Source organism: Dactylosporangium sp. CA-152071 (genome assembly GCF_050936335.1).
Lineage (GTDB): Bacteria > Actinomycetota > Actinomycetes > Mycobacteriales > Micromonosporaceae > Dactylosporangium > Dactylosporangium maewongense.
On the sequence record NZ_JBNJMZ010000001.1, the window covers coordinates 3,259,915 to 3,272,259 of the forward strand.

At 73.4% G+C, this 12,345-nt stretch carries 17 protein-coding genes; 9 read left to right on the forward strand and 8 right to left on the reverse strand.

Annotated elements, in window-relative coordinates; all coding sequences use genetic code 11:
* Positions 1-9: 9 nt before the first annotated feature.
* Both ACQEVZ_RS14470 and ACQEVZ_RS14475 read right to left on the reverse strand, forming a co-directional pair.
* Complete coding sequence (locus ACQEVZ_RS14470; protein WP_344502805.1) at positions 10-840, reverse strand: helix-turn-helix domain-containing protein; 831 nt, start codon at positions 838-840, stop codon at positions 10-12.
* A gap of 261 nt (positions 841-1,101) precedes the next feature.
* The gene (locus ACQEVZ_RS14475) at positions 1,102-1,344 is read right to left on the reverse strand and encodes a DUF397 domain-containing protein (RefSeq protein WP_433366434.1); all 243 of its coding nucleotides are present in this window, start codon (positions 1,342-1,344) and stop codon (positions 1,102-1,104) included.
* Positions 1,345-1,547: 203 nt separating this feature from the next.
* On the opposite strand from ACQEVZ_RS14475, the gene ACQEVZ_RS14480 reads away from it, so the two are divergent.
* From ACQEVZ_RS14480 to ACQEVZ_RS14490, 3 genes are read left to right on the forward strand one after another with little or no spacing between them, the layout of a single operon-like run.
* A complete protein-coding gene (locus ACQEVZ_RS14480; RefSeq protein ID WP_344502624.1) occupies positions 1,548-2,216 on the forward strand; it encodes a GGDEF domain-containing protein in 669 nt (222 codons plus the stop codon).
* Positions 2,217-2,231: 15 nt separating this feature from the next.
* Complete coding sequence (locus tag ACQEVZ_RS14485) at positions 2,232-2,435, forward strand: hypothetical protein (protein ID WP_344502625.1); 204 nt, start codon at positions 2,232-2,234, stop codon at positions 2,433-2,435.
* The gene (locus ACQEVZ_RS14490) at positions 2,432-2,830 is read left to right on the forward strand and encodes a hypothetical protein (protein WP_433366438.1); all 399 of its coding nucleotides are present in this window, start codon (positions 2,432-2,434) and stop codon (positions 2,828-2,830) included. The genes ACQEVZ_RS14485 and ACQEVZ_RS14490 overlap by 4 nt, the downstream gene beginning before the upstream one ends.
* Here the strand turns inward: ACQEVZ_RS14490 and ACQEVZ_RS14495 are convergent.
* The gene (locus ACQEVZ_RS14495) at positions 2,724-3,479 is read right to left on the reverse strand and encodes an endonuclease/exonuclease/phosphatase family protein (protein ID WP_433366441.1); all 756 of its coding nucleotides are present in this window, start codon (positions 3,477-3,479) and stop codon (positions 2,724-2,726) included. The two genes, ACQEVZ_RS14490 and ACQEVZ_RS14495, sit on opposite strands and share 107 nt — an antisense overlap.
* Before the next feature lie 17 nt (positions 3,480-3,496).
* Here ACQEVZ_RS14495 and ACQEVZ_RS14500 point away from each other — a divergent pair, with 17 nt between their 5' ends.
* The 3 genes from ACQEVZ_RS14500 to ACQEVZ_RS14510 all read left to right on the forward strand — a co-directional run bounded on the left by ACQEVZ_RS14500 (position 3,497) and on the right by ACQEVZ_RS14510 (position 6,744).
* Positions 3,497-4,750, forward strand: coding sequence for an ArgE/DapE family deacylase (locus tag ACQEVZ_RS14500; RefSeq protein ID WP_433366444.1), 1,254 nt, complete (start codon positions 3,497-3,499; stop codon positions 4,748-4,750).
* 129 nt (positions 4,751-4,879) lie between these two features.
* The gene (locus tag ACQEVZ_RS14505) at positions 4,880-6,355 is read left to right on the forward strand and encodes a cellulose binding domain-containing protein (RefSeq protein WP_433366447.1); all 1,476 of its coding nucleotides are present in this window, start codon (positions 4,880-4,882) and stop codon (positions 6,353-6,355) included.
* Positions 6,356-6,402: 47 nt separating this feature from the next.
* Positions 6,403-6,744, forward strand: coding sequence for a PadR family transcriptional regulator (locus ACQEVZ_RS14510; protein WP_344502630.1), 342 nt, complete (start codon positions 6,403-6,405; stop codon positions 6,742-6,744).
* Between the two features lie 93 nt (positions 6,745-6,837).
* Here ACQEVZ_RS14510 and ACQEVZ_RS14515 read toward each other — a convergent pair whose 3' ends face one another.
* Positions 6,838-7,278 carry a MarR family winged helix-turn-helix transcriptional regulator gene (locus tag ACQEVZ_RS14515; RefSeq protein WP_344502631.1) on the reverse strand — a complete coding sequence of 147 codons (441 nt, stop codon included), beginning with the start codon at positions 7,276-7,278 and terminating at the stop codon, positions 6,838-6,840.
* A gap of 92 nt (positions 7,279-7,370) precedes the next feature.
* On the opposite strand from ACQEVZ_RS14515, the gene ACQEVZ_RS14520 reads away from it, so the two are divergent.
* Positions 7,371-7,742, forward strand: coding sequence for a cupin domain-containing protein (locus tag ACQEVZ_RS14520; protein WP_344502632.1), 372 nt, complete (start codon positions 7,371-7,373; stop codon positions 7,740-7,742).
* Here ACQEVZ_RS14520 and ACQEVZ_RS14525 read toward each other — a convergent pair.
* Positions 7,694-8,503 (reverse strand): helix-turn-helix transcriptional regulator, encoded by an 810-nt coding sequence (locus ACQEVZ_RS14525; protein WP_344502633.1) that lies wholly within the window; start codon positions 8,501-8,503, stop codon positions 7,694-7,696. The two genes, ACQEVZ_RS14520 and ACQEVZ_RS14525, sit on opposite strands and share 49 nt — an antisense overlap.
* Before the next feature lie 48 nt (positions 8,504-8,551).
* On the opposite strand from ACQEVZ_RS14525, the gene ACQEVZ_RS14530 reads away from it, so the two are divergent.
* Positions 8,552-8,980, forward strand: a complete 429-nt coding sequence (locus ACQEVZ_RS14530; protein WP_344502634.1) for a DUF2000 domain-containing protein — start codon at positions 8,552-8,554, stop codon at positions 8,978-8,980.
* A 92-nt stretch (positions 8,981-9,072) separates the two neighbouring features.
* Positions 9,073-10,500: a condensation domain-containing protein gene (locus ACQEVZ_RS14535; protein WP_433366454.1), complete on the forward strand. Its 1,428-nt coding sequence runs from the start codon at positions 9,073-9,075 to the stop codon at positions 10,498-10,500.
* On the opposite strand, the gene ACQEVZ_RS14540 is transcribed toward ACQEVZ_RS14535, so the two are convergent.
* The 3 genes from ACQEVZ_RS14540 to ACQEVZ_RS14550 form a co-directional block, all read right to left on the reverse strand.
* Positions 10,472-11,230, reverse strand: a complete 759-nt coding sequence (locus ACQEVZ_RS14540) for a hypothetical protein (RefSeq protein ID WP_433366456.1) — start codon at positions 11,228-11,230, stop codon at positions 10,472-10,474. The genes ACQEVZ_RS14535 and ACQEVZ_RS14540 overlap by 29 nt on opposite strands.
* On the reverse strand, positions 11,218-11,703 hold the full coding sequence (locus ACQEVZ_RS14545; protein ID WP_433366459.1) for a SigE family RNA polymerase sigma factor: 486 nt from the start codon (positions 11,701-11,703) through the stop codon (positions 11,218-11,220). The genes ACQEVZ_RS14540 and ACQEVZ_RS14545 overlap by 13 nt, the downstream gene beginning before the upstream one ends.
* Before the next feature lie 147 nt (positions 11,704-11,850).
* Positions 11,851-12,270, reverse strand: a complete 420-nt coding sequence (locus ACQEVZ_RS14550; RefSeq protein WP_433366462.1) for a hypothetical protein — start codon at positions 12,268-12,270, stop codon at positions 11,851-11,853.
* Between the last annotated feature and the right edge of the window lie 75 nt (positions 12,271-12,345).

A 12,345-nucleotide genomic window follows, 5' to 3' on the forward strand; every position in this document is an offset into this window, starting at 1 on the left:
ACGCCTCTGCTATGCCTCGAGATCGCGCCGGATCTCCTCGAGGACCTTCTGCGTCTCCGTCGGCGGGCGGGCCTCGACGCACAGCCGCTCCATCGCCTCGGCGTACAGGTCGACGTCGTCGCGCTTGTCGAGGTACAGGGCGCTGGTGAGCTGCTCGATGTAGACGACGTCGGGCAGGTCCTGGTCCGGGAAGCGCAGGATGGTGAACGCGCCGCCGGCCGCGGCGTGGCCGCCCGCGTTGAATGGGATGACCTGCAGCCGCACGTTGGGCAGCGTGTTGGCCTCCAGCAGCGCGTCGACCTGGCCGCGCATGACGTGGGTGCCGCCGATCGGGCGGCGCAGCGCGGCCTCGTCGACGACGACCCACAGCTTGGGCGCGTCGGCACGGGTGAGGACCTGCTGGCGGGCCATCCGCAGCTCGACCCGGCGGTCGATCTCGTCGGCCTTGGCGCGGCCGTGGCCGAGCAGGACGACGGCCCGCGCGTACTCCTTGGTCTGCAGCAGGCCCGGCACGAACTGGACCTCGTACGTGCGGATGAGGGCCGCGGCGGCCTCGAGCCCGAGGTAGGACTGGAACCAGTTGGGCAGCACGTCGCCGAAGCGGTGCCACCAGCCGGGGTTGTTGGCGTCGCGGGCGAGGGCGAGCAGCCGGGTGCGCTCCTCGTCGTCGTCGAGCCCGTACAGGGTGAGCAGGTCGGCGACGTCGCGCTCCTTGAAGCCGACGCGGCCGAGCTCCATCCGGCTGATCTTCGACTCCGACGAGCGGATCTCCCAGCCGGCGTCCTCACGGGTCACGCCCTGCGCCTCACGGAGCCGGCGCAGATGGGCGCCCAGCAGCATCCGGAGGACCGTGGGGCCTCCGGCCGCGCCGCCTTCCGGTGTTCCGGTCGTCACCTACTGCCTCCGAGTCCTGGACACTGCCCTGTCACCCACTGTCCCCGCGGCGATCCGTTCCTGAGCGGTCCGTCCTGGCGAACCGTCCCATGGTGGAGCCGTCCCGTGGGCGAGCCGGAGTAAGCATGCCATGACCCGACAGTAAGCGGGAGTGGGCTCGCATCGATCGGCGGTATCTCCAGCGAGCCCGCCCCGACCGTCACATCCTCAGCCGTCCAGCAGGTTGTCGAAGTCGCCGTCGCGGGCGCCGGCGATGAAGGCGGCGATCTCGTCGTAGGTGTAGATGAGTGCGGGCCCCTGCGGGTCGCGCGAGTTGCGCATCGCGAAGCCGGTCCCGTCGGGCAGCGGGGCCACCTCGACGCAGTTGCCACTGGGGTTGCTACGGCGGCTCTTCTGCCAGGTGACGCCCGGCAGCTCGCCGGCCGGCATCCCGTTGTACGTCTGCTCCATGGACATCTCTCTGCAACATGTAGTTGAAAGTTTGCCGAGAATCGGCGTCTGCACGTGCATCGGCTCTTGCGTATGCAGCCGATAACGCGCATGCTAGCGCATGTGCGAATGTGCGGGGACGCTCACAATTTGTGACCAGAACCGGACGTTCGTGCCCAAATGATCGGGTGGCTTCCCCAGCTACGATCTTGGAGGACGCGCGCATGGACCCTCTCGCCTTCCTGGCCGGTGCGGCCGTGGCGGCCGGAGCGTGCGCGGCGTGGGTGTCCCAGCGCCGGGTGACCCGCCTGCGGCGACAGCTGACCGCGGAGCGCCACGCCGCCTGCCATGACCCGCTGACCGGCCTGCCCAACCGCCGGGCCTTCTACTCACGGGGCGCCGAGCTCGTCGGCGACCCGCACGCGCACCCTCTGGTCGCGGTGGTGCTCGACGTCGACGGGTTCAAGCAGATCAACGACGTCTACGGGCACTCCGCCGGCGACGAGGTCCTGGTCACCATCGGGCACCGCTTCGCCTCGTGCGCGGGCGAGGGCCCGAGGCGGGGCATCGTGGCCCGGCTCGGCGGCGACGAGTTCGCCGGCCTCATCCCCGAACGCGACGGGGAGCCCGACGAGCAGGCCGCCCGGCTCGCCGACATGCTCGCCGCCCCGATGCGGCTCGGCGGTCAGGTCGTCTCGGTCAGCACGTCGGTCGGGCTGGTCCCGGTCGAGCCCAGCGCGCACCTCGCCGATGCCGTGCACCGGGCCGACGCCGCCATGTACCGCGCCAAACGCCACACCCAGCGCCGCCGGACCCCCCTGGTGACGCACCAGCACGTCCTGCACACCTCGCTCCGCCGTGAGCTGCCCACCCACCCCACATCGGCGACCTGACAAGGACCCCCCGCGATGGACCTCAAAGAGCTCGTCCGCCAGCGCCGCCGCCACCAGCCCCGTCCGAAGAGCTGGCTGGCCGCCAAACTCCACCGTGCGGAGCAGTGCCGCGACTGCCACCAGCCGTGGCCGTGCGACCAGTACGTCGCCGCCCGCAACTCGGTCCTCGTCTACGCCCTGCGACGCCTCGAGCTCGCCCGGCCCGGGAGTCTGGGGTGACAATCGCGCACATCCCGGCCCGGCCGACCTGGCTGTGCACGGGATGTCGCGAGCCGTGGCCGTGCCAGGCCAAGCGCGACCAGCTCGTCGCGGAGCACGGCGACAGCCCCGCCGCGCTGCGCACGATGATGGCACTGCGGGTCGCCGACGCCGCCGAGGACCTGCGCCAGCTGGGCGCCGACCAGCTGTGGACGCGGTTCCTGGGCTGGCTGCCCGCACCCGGTCAGGGGCCCGTGATCCGCTGGGTCGCGAACCCGCCGCTCGGCGGGCACCGCAGACCGGCGCCGGTCAAGGAGCAGATCGACCCGCGGGGTCCGTCGCGCACGTCGCCAGCACCGGATAGTGGTCTGACGCGGACGCAGTCCCGCCGCCGGTCACCACACGGCACGTCCTGAAGTCCCCGGCGACCGCCGGCGACGCCAGGATGTAGTCCAGCCGCGCCCGCGTGAACTCCTCGCCGCCGAGCGCCGTCGGCACCGTCCAGCCCGGCCCCTCGCCGACCGCCTGGAACACGTCGACCAGGCCGTGACGGGCCAGCAGCGCCATCGCCCGGGTGTCCACCCCGCCCCGCCCGAACCAGGTGCGGTGCCGCCGCCGGACGTCGCCCGGCGGGCCGGACGACGGGGACAGCGAGTTGAAGTCGCCCATCAGGACGACCCGCTCCCGCCGCCTGGCGAAGGCCGCGAGCAGCCGGGCCTCGTACAGGCGGATCCTGCCCCAATAGGGGAACAGGTGCGTGCTGACCACGGTCAGCGGGCCCGCCGCCGTGTCGATCTCCACCCACGCCGCCCCGTGATGGAAGCTTCCCGGCACCGCGCCGCGGCGCAGGATCCGCAGGCGCGGCGCGACCAGCAGCCCGACCGGCTGCCCGGTCCGCGGCGGCGCCACGTGCAGGCGCATCCCGGTGCGCTCCGCCAGGGGCGGGTCGCCGCGCAGCTCCTGCACCGCGGCGACGTCGGGCGCCGCGGCATCGACGACCTCGCACACGGCGTCCAGCCGCCCGCCGCTCGCGCCGGTCAGGATGTTGTACGACAGCAGCGTCAACGACATACATTGCCCGGATGGACGTCCACAACGCTCTCCTCAGCTCCCGCGACGAGACCATCCGCACGCTCGTCGACCTGGTCCGCGTACCCAGTGTGGGTGGCACCCAAGCGGAGGGGGAGATCGTGCGTCACGTCGCCGGCCTACTGGCGGCGGAAGGCGTCGAGACCGACCTGTGGCAGATCCCCGTCGCCGACCTCGCCGGCCGTCCCGACTTCCCCGGCATGGAGGTCGAGCGGTCCGAGGCGTGGGGGCTCGTCGCCCGGCTGCCCGGCACCGGCGGCGGCCGCACGCTCATGTTCAACGGGCACCTCGACGTGGTCCCGCCCGGTGACCTGTCGACCTGGTCCGACGACCCGTTCTCCGGGCGGGTCGCCGACGGTCACGTGTACGGCCGCGGCGCCTGCGACATGAAAGGCGGCTTCGCCGCGGCACTGGCCGCCCTGCTCGCCCTGCACCGCAGCGGCACCCGGCTGCCCGGCGACGTCCTGCTCGCGGCGGTCGTCGGCGAGGAGGACGGGGGCCTGGGCACCTACGCGACCCTCGACCGCGGCTGGCGCGCCGACGCGTGCGTCATCACCGAGCCGACCGCGCTGGACGTCCTGGCCGCCAACGGCGGCGCGCTCACCTTCCGGCTGCGGGTGCCGGGCCTCGCCGCGCACGCCTGCGCCCGCACCAGCGGCGTGAGCGCGGTCGAGAAGTTCCAGCTCATCTTCCCCGTGCTGCGGGCCCTGGAGGCGTCCCGGAACCGGTCGGTCGACCCGATGATGCGGCGGTGGGACATCGCGTACCCCCTGGAGATCGGCACCGTGCGGGCCGGCGACTGGGCGTCGACGGTGCCGGACCTGCTGGTCGCCGAGGGCCGCTTCGGGGTCGCGCTCGACGAGCCGGTCGACGAGGCGCGCGCCGCGTTCGAGCGGACCGTCGCGGAGGCGTGCGCCGCCGACCCGTGGCTGAAGGAGCACCCGGTGACGGTCGAGTGGTGGGGCGGGCAGTTCGCGTCCGGCCGCTGCCCCTCCGGCACCGACCTGGTCCGGCGGGTCCTCGACGCGCACACCTCCACCCACGCCGGCTCCCCGTTCGCCGCCGAGCCGGCGGTCGTGGGCGCGCCGTACGGCTCCGACCTGCGCCTGCTGACGAACATCGGGGGCATCCCGGCCGTGCAGTACGGGCCGGGCGTCGGCTACGGGCACTGCCCCGACGAGAAGGTGTCGATCGAGCAGGTCCACGCGTGCTCGGCCACCCTCGTCAACCTCGCCCTGGCGTTCTGACCGTTCGCGCTCATCGCGCTACATTTCGTGTTGATAGCGCTCCCGTACCGGCGAGGCATTGACCAAGAGTTGTAAAGACTGTTAACTAATCAGCCAGACGGACGCTGCGATGCGGAACGAGGCTGGTCAATGCGGATCTCTCGCACGGTGCTGCCGGCTCTCACCGCCGCCGGCGCCGCGGTCCTGCTGCTCGCACCCCTGACCGCGGCCGCCGCGGCGGCGTCGCTGACGGCGACGTTCGCGCAGACGTCGGTGTGGGGCAGCGGGTACGGCGCCGAGTTCGCCGTCACCAACCGCGGCGACGCGGCGGCGAGCGGCTGGGTGGTCGAGTTCGACCTGCCGGCCGGGTCGGCGGTCAGCAGCTCGTGGGACTCGACCCGCACCAGCACCGGGCAGCACCACCGCTTCGCGAACGCCTCGTGGAACGGTGCCGTGGCCGCCGGCGCGACGGTCCGGTTCGGGTTCAACGTCAGCGGCACCGGCGTGCCCGTCAACTGCACCGTGAACGGCCTGCCGTGTGCGGGCGGTCCGGCGCCTTCCTCGCCTCCGTCCACTCCGCCTTCCTCTCCGCCCTCCTCTCCACCCTCATCCCCGCCTTCTTCTCCACCGTCATCCCCGCCTTCATCCCCGCCTCCCTCCGGGTCCATTGTGGACGTCTCCACGGCCGCGCAGCTCGAGGCGGCCCTGGCGGGTGCGCGGCCCGGCCAGACGATCCGGCTCGCGCCCGGGGTGTACGACGGTTCGTTCATCGGCACGACACCCGGCACCGCGGCCGCGCCGATCACCGTCACCGGCCCGCGGACCGCCGTCCTGACCAACCCTGCGAGCGCCGGCAGCGGCCCGTCGTGCCCCGTGCCGACGCCCGGCTGGGACCCCGGCTACGGCTTCTGGCTCGCCGGCGCGCCGTACTGGCGGCTGAGCGGGTTCACCGTCGCGAACGCGAAGAAGGGCGTCGTCGTCGACGACTCGCCGCACGTCACGCTCGACGGCCTGTACGTGCACCACATCGGCGACGAGGGCGTCCACTTCAGACGGTCCTCTTCGGACGGAGTGCTCCGCGGCTCGACGATCGAGGACACCGGCACGGCGCAGCCCGCGTACGGCGAGGGCGTCTACCTCGGCTCCGCGAACTCGAACTGGGCCTGCCACGGCAACACCGGCGGCGTGGACCGCTCCGACCGGGTGCAGGTGCTCGACAACCACATCGGCCCGTACGTGGCCGCGGAGCACATCGACGTCAAGGAAGGCACCGTCGACGGGGTGATCCGGGGCAACACGTTCGACGGGCGGGGCATCGCGGGGCAGAACTCCGCCGACTCGTGGGTCGACGTGAAGGGCACCGGCTACCTGATCCAGGGCAACACCGGCACGTTCGCGCCGCCCGGCACGTTCGCCAACGGGTACGAGACCCACAACCCGGTCGCCGGCTCCGGCTGCGGCAACGTGTGGCGGGACAACAGGTCCGACCTCGGCGGCGCCGGCCGCTACGCGGTCAACGTGACGTCGACCTCGAAGTGCGCCGGAAACCTCAACGTGGTCTACTCCTCCAACAGCGTCACCAACGCCACCGGAGGATTGACGAACATCTCCGTCACGAGCGGATGACCGATCGGTCGATGTCATATATCGATGAGCTGAATATAGTGATGGGCATGACTGGCGTACCGTTACGTGAACCGACATTCCTCGTGCTGACCGCGCTCGCGGCCGAGCCGCAGCACGGCTACAGCGTCCTGGAGGACGTGCGGCGCATCTCCGACGACCGCGTCCGCCTCCAGGCCGGCACGCTCTACGGCATCCTCGACCGGCTCCGGGTGGACGGCCTCATCGAGGTCGACCGGGAGGAGGTCGTCGCGTCCCGGCTGCGCCGCTACTACCGGCTCACCGTCCCCGGCCGGGACCTGCTCAGCGCCGAGACCGACCGGCTGCACCGCAACGCCGCCGCCGCCGACCGGCGCCTCCGCCAGCTCCGCCTGGCCACCGACGCCGCCTGACCCCCTTCCCCGCTCCGCTCGCCCTGCGGTGATCGGATCGCGGATCCGGTCGCCATGACGACCAGATCCGCTACCTGATCAAGGACGGGCCACTCAGGTGGCACTGATCCGCAGGAGCGACTCGCGGAGGCGGGCCAGCTCGTCCGCGCCCAGCAGGGCCGCGAAGTCACCGTCGACCGCCGCCATCGCCGCCGGCGCGTCGGCGAGGAACGCCGTGCCACGGTCGGTCAGCGCCACGATCACCGCCCGCTGGTCGTTTGGGTCCGGACGGCTCGACACATAGCCGCTCGCCTCGAGCTCCTTCACCAGGCGGCCCGCCATCTGCCGGGTCATGCCGGCCTTCGCCGCCAGGTCCGTGATCCTGATGCCGGCCGGGTCCAGGTTCGTGATCACCGGCACGTGCCCGAGGCGGATCTCGCCGTGCCCGCCCGCCTGCAGCTTGGCCAGGGACGCCGCCTGGGCCCGCCGGTGCGCGTGCAGCAGCAGCCGGCCGAGCGGCAGCGCGCGCAGTTCGTCGGGCGTGAGATCAGACATACGAAACCCCGTTTACAAAGTACGAAACCTGGTTTAGCTTTTGGGGGCAGCCTTCAAGGAGACCTTGCAGGCGACCTTCAAGGGGGACAACTATGAGTATCGTCCGTGCGGCCGACGCGCCGCGATTCGAGCTCGACGGATCCAGGTTCACGGTGTTCTCGGGCCCCAGCAACGGGTCCCACCAGGTGTGCGCGTGGCGGCTGACCGTCGCCGCGGGCCACGAGTCGATGCCGCACAGCATCGACCGCGACGAGGTGTTCATGGTGCTGTCGGGGCAGCTGCGGGTCACGCCCGGCGGTGAGGTGCTCGGTGCCGGCGACTCGGTCGTCGTGCCGGCCGGCTCGCCGATCGCCGCCCACAACCCGGGCAGCGAGCCCGCCGAGGTGTACGTCTCGGTCGCCGCGGGGTTCACCGCCTACCGCGCCGACGGCAGCGTCTTCGGCACCCCACCGTGGGCCGCGTAGCGGGCCGGGGTGACCCCGACGTGCCGGACGAAGTGCCGGTGCAGGTGTGACTGGTCGTGAAACCCGACCTCCGCGGCCACGTCCGCGGGGCGGCGGCCGCTGAGCAGCAGCCGGCGGGCCTGCTCGACCCGGCGGCCCACCAGGTACCGGTGCGGCGGCAGGCCGAAGGTCGCGGTGAACGACCGGACCAGGTGCCCCGGGTGGCACCCCAGCAGCGCGGCCGCCTCGACGAGGGTGATCCCCTCGCGGGTCCGCGCGTCGAGCAGCTCCCGCAGCCCGCCCGCGACTCCCCGTGCGGGCGGGCCCGGCGTGGCGTGCCGGTCGAAATGTCCTTGCAGGCGGTCGCGGATCAGAGTCAGCCGGCTCTCCGCCTCCAGCTCCTCACCCGGCGCGTCCAGGGCCAGGTGGAGCTGGTGGATGCGCTGCCGCAGCAGCGGGTCGTCGACGCCCGGGCGGTCCACGGCGGCGCCGGCGAGGCCCGCGTCGAGGACGGTCGTGTCCAGGTACAGCACCCGCTTGCGGAACCCGTCGCCGGTCGCGGCCCGCCCGTCGTGCGGCACGTCCGGCGGCAGCAGCGTCACCGACGCGCCGGCCGCGCCGCGGTGGTGGCGGTCCAGGTCGAAGCGGATCGCGCCCTCGTCGACGATGAGCAGCGTCCACGCGTCGTGCACGTGCGGCGGGTACGCGTGGTCCACGAAGTGCGCGTGGAACACCTCGGCGATCCCGGGCACGCTGGGCCGCCACGCGGTGACGAGCTCCATGTGCACAACGTACAAGACCACCCCGGCCGGCCCGGGCACGCTGACCGCATGACGTCTCCCACGAAGATCGCCGTGCTGCTGCGGGACGACCTGGCGGTCTGGCAGCGCCTCAACGTCACCGCGTTCGTCGTCAGCGGCATCGCCGGCACCGCGCCGCAGCTGCTCGGCGAGGACTACGCCGACGCCGACGGCAACCGGTACCTGCCGATGTTCGGCCAGCCCGTCATGGTCTTCGAGGGCGACGCGACCACCCTCGCCGTGGCGCACCGCAGGGCCCTGCAGCACGCGGCGCACGCGGAACGGTCGGTCGCGTGTGCAACGTTCACGGAGGAGCTGTTCAAGACCGGCAACGACGAGGACAACCGGGCCGCCGTCCGGGCCGTGCACCAGGCAGATCTCCGGCTCGCCGGGATCGCCGTCCACGGGCCGCGCAACGCCGTCGACAGGATACTGAAAGGTGCGCGCCTGCATCGTTAGGCTCCGCCGCCATGAACCACGCGCCTGTTGAAGCCCTCGTCCCGGCCGTCGCTCGTGCCGTGGCCGATCACGTCCCGGCCGCCGCTTGTGCCGTGGCCGATCACGTCCCGGTGGTCTTCGAAGGGCCGGGTGCCGGGAGCGGGCCGCTGTCCTGGGGGCAGATCGAGAGCTGGAACGCGGTCACGAGCCTCGGCCACTGGATGCCGATCGGAGGGGCGCTGCCGGTGCGGCCCGGCACGACCGTCGAGGACCTCGCCGGCGAGCTGCGGCACCACCTGAGCCGGCACCCGTCACTGCGGACGCTGCTGCGGATCCCGCCCGGCGGCGGCACCCCGACGCAGGAGGTCCACGCCTCCGGTTCGGCGGCGCTGCAGGTGTACGAGACGCACGGCGCCGACCCGTCCGCCCTGGCCGATCTCGTCGCCGCACGGTTCCGGGACGCGCCGCTCGACTTCACGGCCGAGTACCCGATCCGGATGGCGGCGGTGCTGCACGGCGGCGTGCCGAGTCACGTCGTCGCGCTCATCTCGCACTTCGCGGCAGACGGCGCCGGCGCGCAGGCGATGCTCCGCGACGTCGCCGCGCGGCCCGCCGCGCCGGTCGAGGGCCGGCAGCCCCTCGACCAGGCGCAGTGGCAGCTGTCCCCGGCCGGCCGCCGCCAGAACGAGGCCGCGCAGCGGCACTTCGAGTCCATCCTGCGGACGATGCCGCCGGCGCGCTTCCGCAAGCCTGTTGCGGCGCAGCGGTCGCGGTACTGGCGCGGCGTCCTCGACTCGGCGGCGCTGCCCCTGGCGTTGCGGGCGCTGACCGCGCGGACCGGCGCGGACCCGTCGGCGGTGCTGCTCGCCGTGTTCGCCCTCGCCGTGCACGCGACGTGCGGCGTCGACCCGGTCGTCGTCCGCCCTCTGGTCAGCAACCGCTTCCGCCCCGGCCTCGCCGACGTGGTCTGCACCGCCGTGCAGGCAGGGCTCTGCCAGGTGCCGGTCGCCGCCGGCTCCGCTGCCGCCACCGACGCCGCTTCGGCTGCCGGCTCCGCTGCGGCTGCCGGCTCCGCTGCCGGCTCCGCTGCCGGCTCCGCTGCCGGCTCCGCTGCCGGTGGCGGAGGTTTCGAGGAGGTGCTGGCGCATGCGAAGCGGGCGACGATGAGTGCCTACAAGCACGCGTACTTCGACCAGCGGGACCTGTTCGCGCTCGTCGACCGGGTCGGCGCCGAGCGGGGCGAGCGGCTGGAGATCGGCTGCTTCCTCAACGACCGCCGCGACCCTTCGGCCGGCGCGGGCGGCCCGGCCCCGACGGCGGCGGAGATCGCGGCGGCGCTGCCGGGGACGGTGTTCGACTGGACGGTCCGCCGGGACGCGCCGGGCTTCGAGCCGATGATCCTCGACGTCGAGGACACCCCGGGCGGCCTGCGCTGCACCGCGCACACCGACACGGCGCACATCTCGCCCGCCGACACCGCGGCGCTGCTGCAGCACCTGGAGCGGATCGCGGTCACAGCGTCAGGTGCTCGGCACGGCTGAGGCCGACCAGCTGCGTCATGTCCAGCGGCGGCTCGGGCCGGGTCGTGGTGACGGCGCCGTCCGCGCCCGTCTCGAAGTTCGCGGCGGAGACCCGGACGTGCACGCCGTCCCGCCGGTACGCGTCGACGGTGCGCCGCACGGCTCCGCCGCCGAGGTCGGCCGTGACCCGGACGACGACCGTGCCGTCCGCCTCCACGCTCCGCTCGCAGGTGCTGCCGGCGGCGCACCCGGTCCCGGCGGGCTCGGCCTCCTTCGACACCTCGGCGTCGACGCGGGACACTCCGGCGGCGTCGGCGACGACGACCGCCGCCACGAACCGGCCGCCGTCCGCGTGGAACGCCATCCCCCGCTCGCAGCTGATCGCGTCCTGCAGCGTCGCGCCCGGCAGCGCCCGGCCGAGCGGCTCGGCGAGCGCCGGCGTCAGCATGCCCTCGGTCACGGCCTGGAGCCGCCGGGCCGCGTCCTCCGCCTCGGTGCTCGCCGGCGGCCGGGTGGCCGCGCCGGTGGGCTCGCACGTCGCCGGCGGCTGCGCGGCGGCGCCGCCGTCGCGGTCCCGGTCCACGACCAGCGGCACGGCCGCCGCCGCGACTACCACCACTGCCGCGACGGCGACGAGCAGCCGGGTCCTGGTCCGGTGGCGGCGCGCCCGGCGCACGACGGCGTCGAGGTCGACGCGCGACGGCGGGTGCGGCGGGTCGAGGCGGCGCAGTTCGTCGGTCAGCTGGTCCATGGTGACTCCTCCTGGACGGACATGCGCTCCCGCAGCGTGTCGAGGGCCCGCGCCGCCTGGCTCTTCACGGTGCCGGTGCTGCACCCGAGCTCCCGCGCGGTCTCCTCGACGGAGAGGTCGCAGCAGTACCGCAGCACGACCACGGCACGGCGGCGGGGCGGGAGCTCGTCGAGCAGCGCCAGCAGCGACACCCGCTCGTCGACGGCGTCGCTGCCGGTCCTGCCGCCGACGGCCGGCGGCGGCTCGGGCATGACGCCCAGCGGCTGCTCGCGGTGCCAGGGGCGGCGGCGCTCGTTCAGCATGGTGCGCACCAGCACCCGCCGGACGTACCCTTCGACGTTGTCCGCCGCCGCCACCTTCGGCCAGTGCAGCAGCAGCCGGACCAGCGCCGCGGACAGCACGTCGTCGGCGGTGTGCCAGTCGCCGCACAGCAGGTACGCGACCCGGCGCAGCGCCGGCAGCCGTCCCGTCACGTACGCGCGATAACCCTCGACATCCGTTGCCACAACCACCTGACACCGACGGCGGCGTCCAGGGTTGCTCAGGATCCGCTACTGCTCCTGCGCGCGGTCCGCTACTGCTCCTGCGCGCGGTCCGCTACTGCTCCTGCGCGCGGTCCGCTACTGCTCCTGCGCGCGGAGCAGGTCGGCGAACTCCGGGTACGACGAGTCCGACTTGGGGAGGATGCCGGCGGCGACCATCGCGGGACCGAGTTCCCGGCGCACGTCCGGGTCGTCGCACTCCAGGCCGAACTGGATGACCTCGGCGACGACCTCGGTCGTGCCGGCGCGGAAGATGGTGCCGCTGTCCACCTGGTACAGCCACGCGTCGAACCTGGGCTCGTCGCCGTCGACCACCCGCCACAGCCAGCAGAACCCGCGGAAGCCGGACTCGTCCTGGTCGTCGTCGGACAGCCGGGCCTCCGCGTCGAGGTCCTCGCCGTCGTACAGCCGGCCGGCCGCACGCAGCTGCTCACGCTCGACCGGGCTCAGCTCACCGGCGTCGGTGATCTCCCGCTCGTCCACGAATCGGCTCACCACGCCGCACAGCCAAGCGCACGCGACTTCCCGCGTCAACCGTCCGCGCTCGACCGTCCGCGCTCGACCGTCCGGATG

Excerpts from the sequence above, each read along its gene's own strand:
- ACQEVZ_RS14470 (WP_344502805.1), bottom strand. The coding sequence starts at position 840 with ATGCTGCTGGGCGCCCATCTGCGCCGGCTCCGTGAGGCGCAGGGCGTG.
- ACQEVZ_RS14475 (WP_433366434.1), bottom strand. The coding sequence starts at position 1,344 with ATGGAGCAGACGTACAACGGGATGCCGGCCGGCGAGCTGCCGGGCGTC.
- ACQEVZ_RS14480 (WP_344502624.1), top strand. The coding sequence starts at position 1,548 with ATGGACCCTCTCGCCTTCCTGGCCGGTGCGGCCGTGGCGGCCGGAGCG.
- ACQEVZ_RS14485 (WP_344502625.1), top strand. The coding sequence starts at position 2,232 with ATGGACCTCAAAGAGCTCGTCCGCCAGCGCCGCCGCCACCAGCCCCGT.
- ACQEVZ_RS14500 (WP_433366444.1), top strand. The coding sequence starts at position 3,497 with ATGGACGTCCACAACGCTCTCCTCAGCTCCCGCGACGAGACCATCCGC.
- ACQEVZ_RS14505 (WP_433366447.1), top strand. The coding sequence starts at position 4,880 with ATGCGGATCTCTCGCACGGTGCTGCCGGCTCTCACCGCCGCCGGCGCC.
- ACQEVZ_RS14510 (WP_344502630.1), top strand. The coding sequence starts at position 6,403 with ATGACTGGCGTACCGTTACGTGAACCGACATTCCTCGTGCTGACCGCG.
- ACQEVZ_RS14515 (WP_344502631.1), bottom strand. The coding sequence starts at position 7,278 with ATGTCTGATCTCACGCCCGACGAACTGCGCGCGCTGCCGCTCGGCCGG.
- ACQEVZ_RS14520 (WP_344502632.1), top strand. The coding sequence starts at position 7,371 with ATGAGTATCGTCCGTGCGGCCGACGCGCCGCGATTCGAGCTCGACGGA.
- ACQEVZ_RS14525 (WP_344502633.1), bottom strand. The coding sequence starts at position 8,503 with ATGGAGCTCGTCACCGCGTGGCGGCCCAGCGTGCCCGGGATCGCCGAG.
- ACQEVZ_RS14530 (WP_344502634.1), top strand. The coding sequence starts at position 8,552 with ATGACGTCTCCCACGAAGATCGCCGTGCTGCTGCGGGACGACCTGGCG.
- ACQEVZ_RS14540 (WP_433366456.1), bottom strand. The coding sequence starts at position 11,230 with ATGGACCAGCTGACCGACGAACTGCGCCGCCTCGACCCGCCGCACCCG.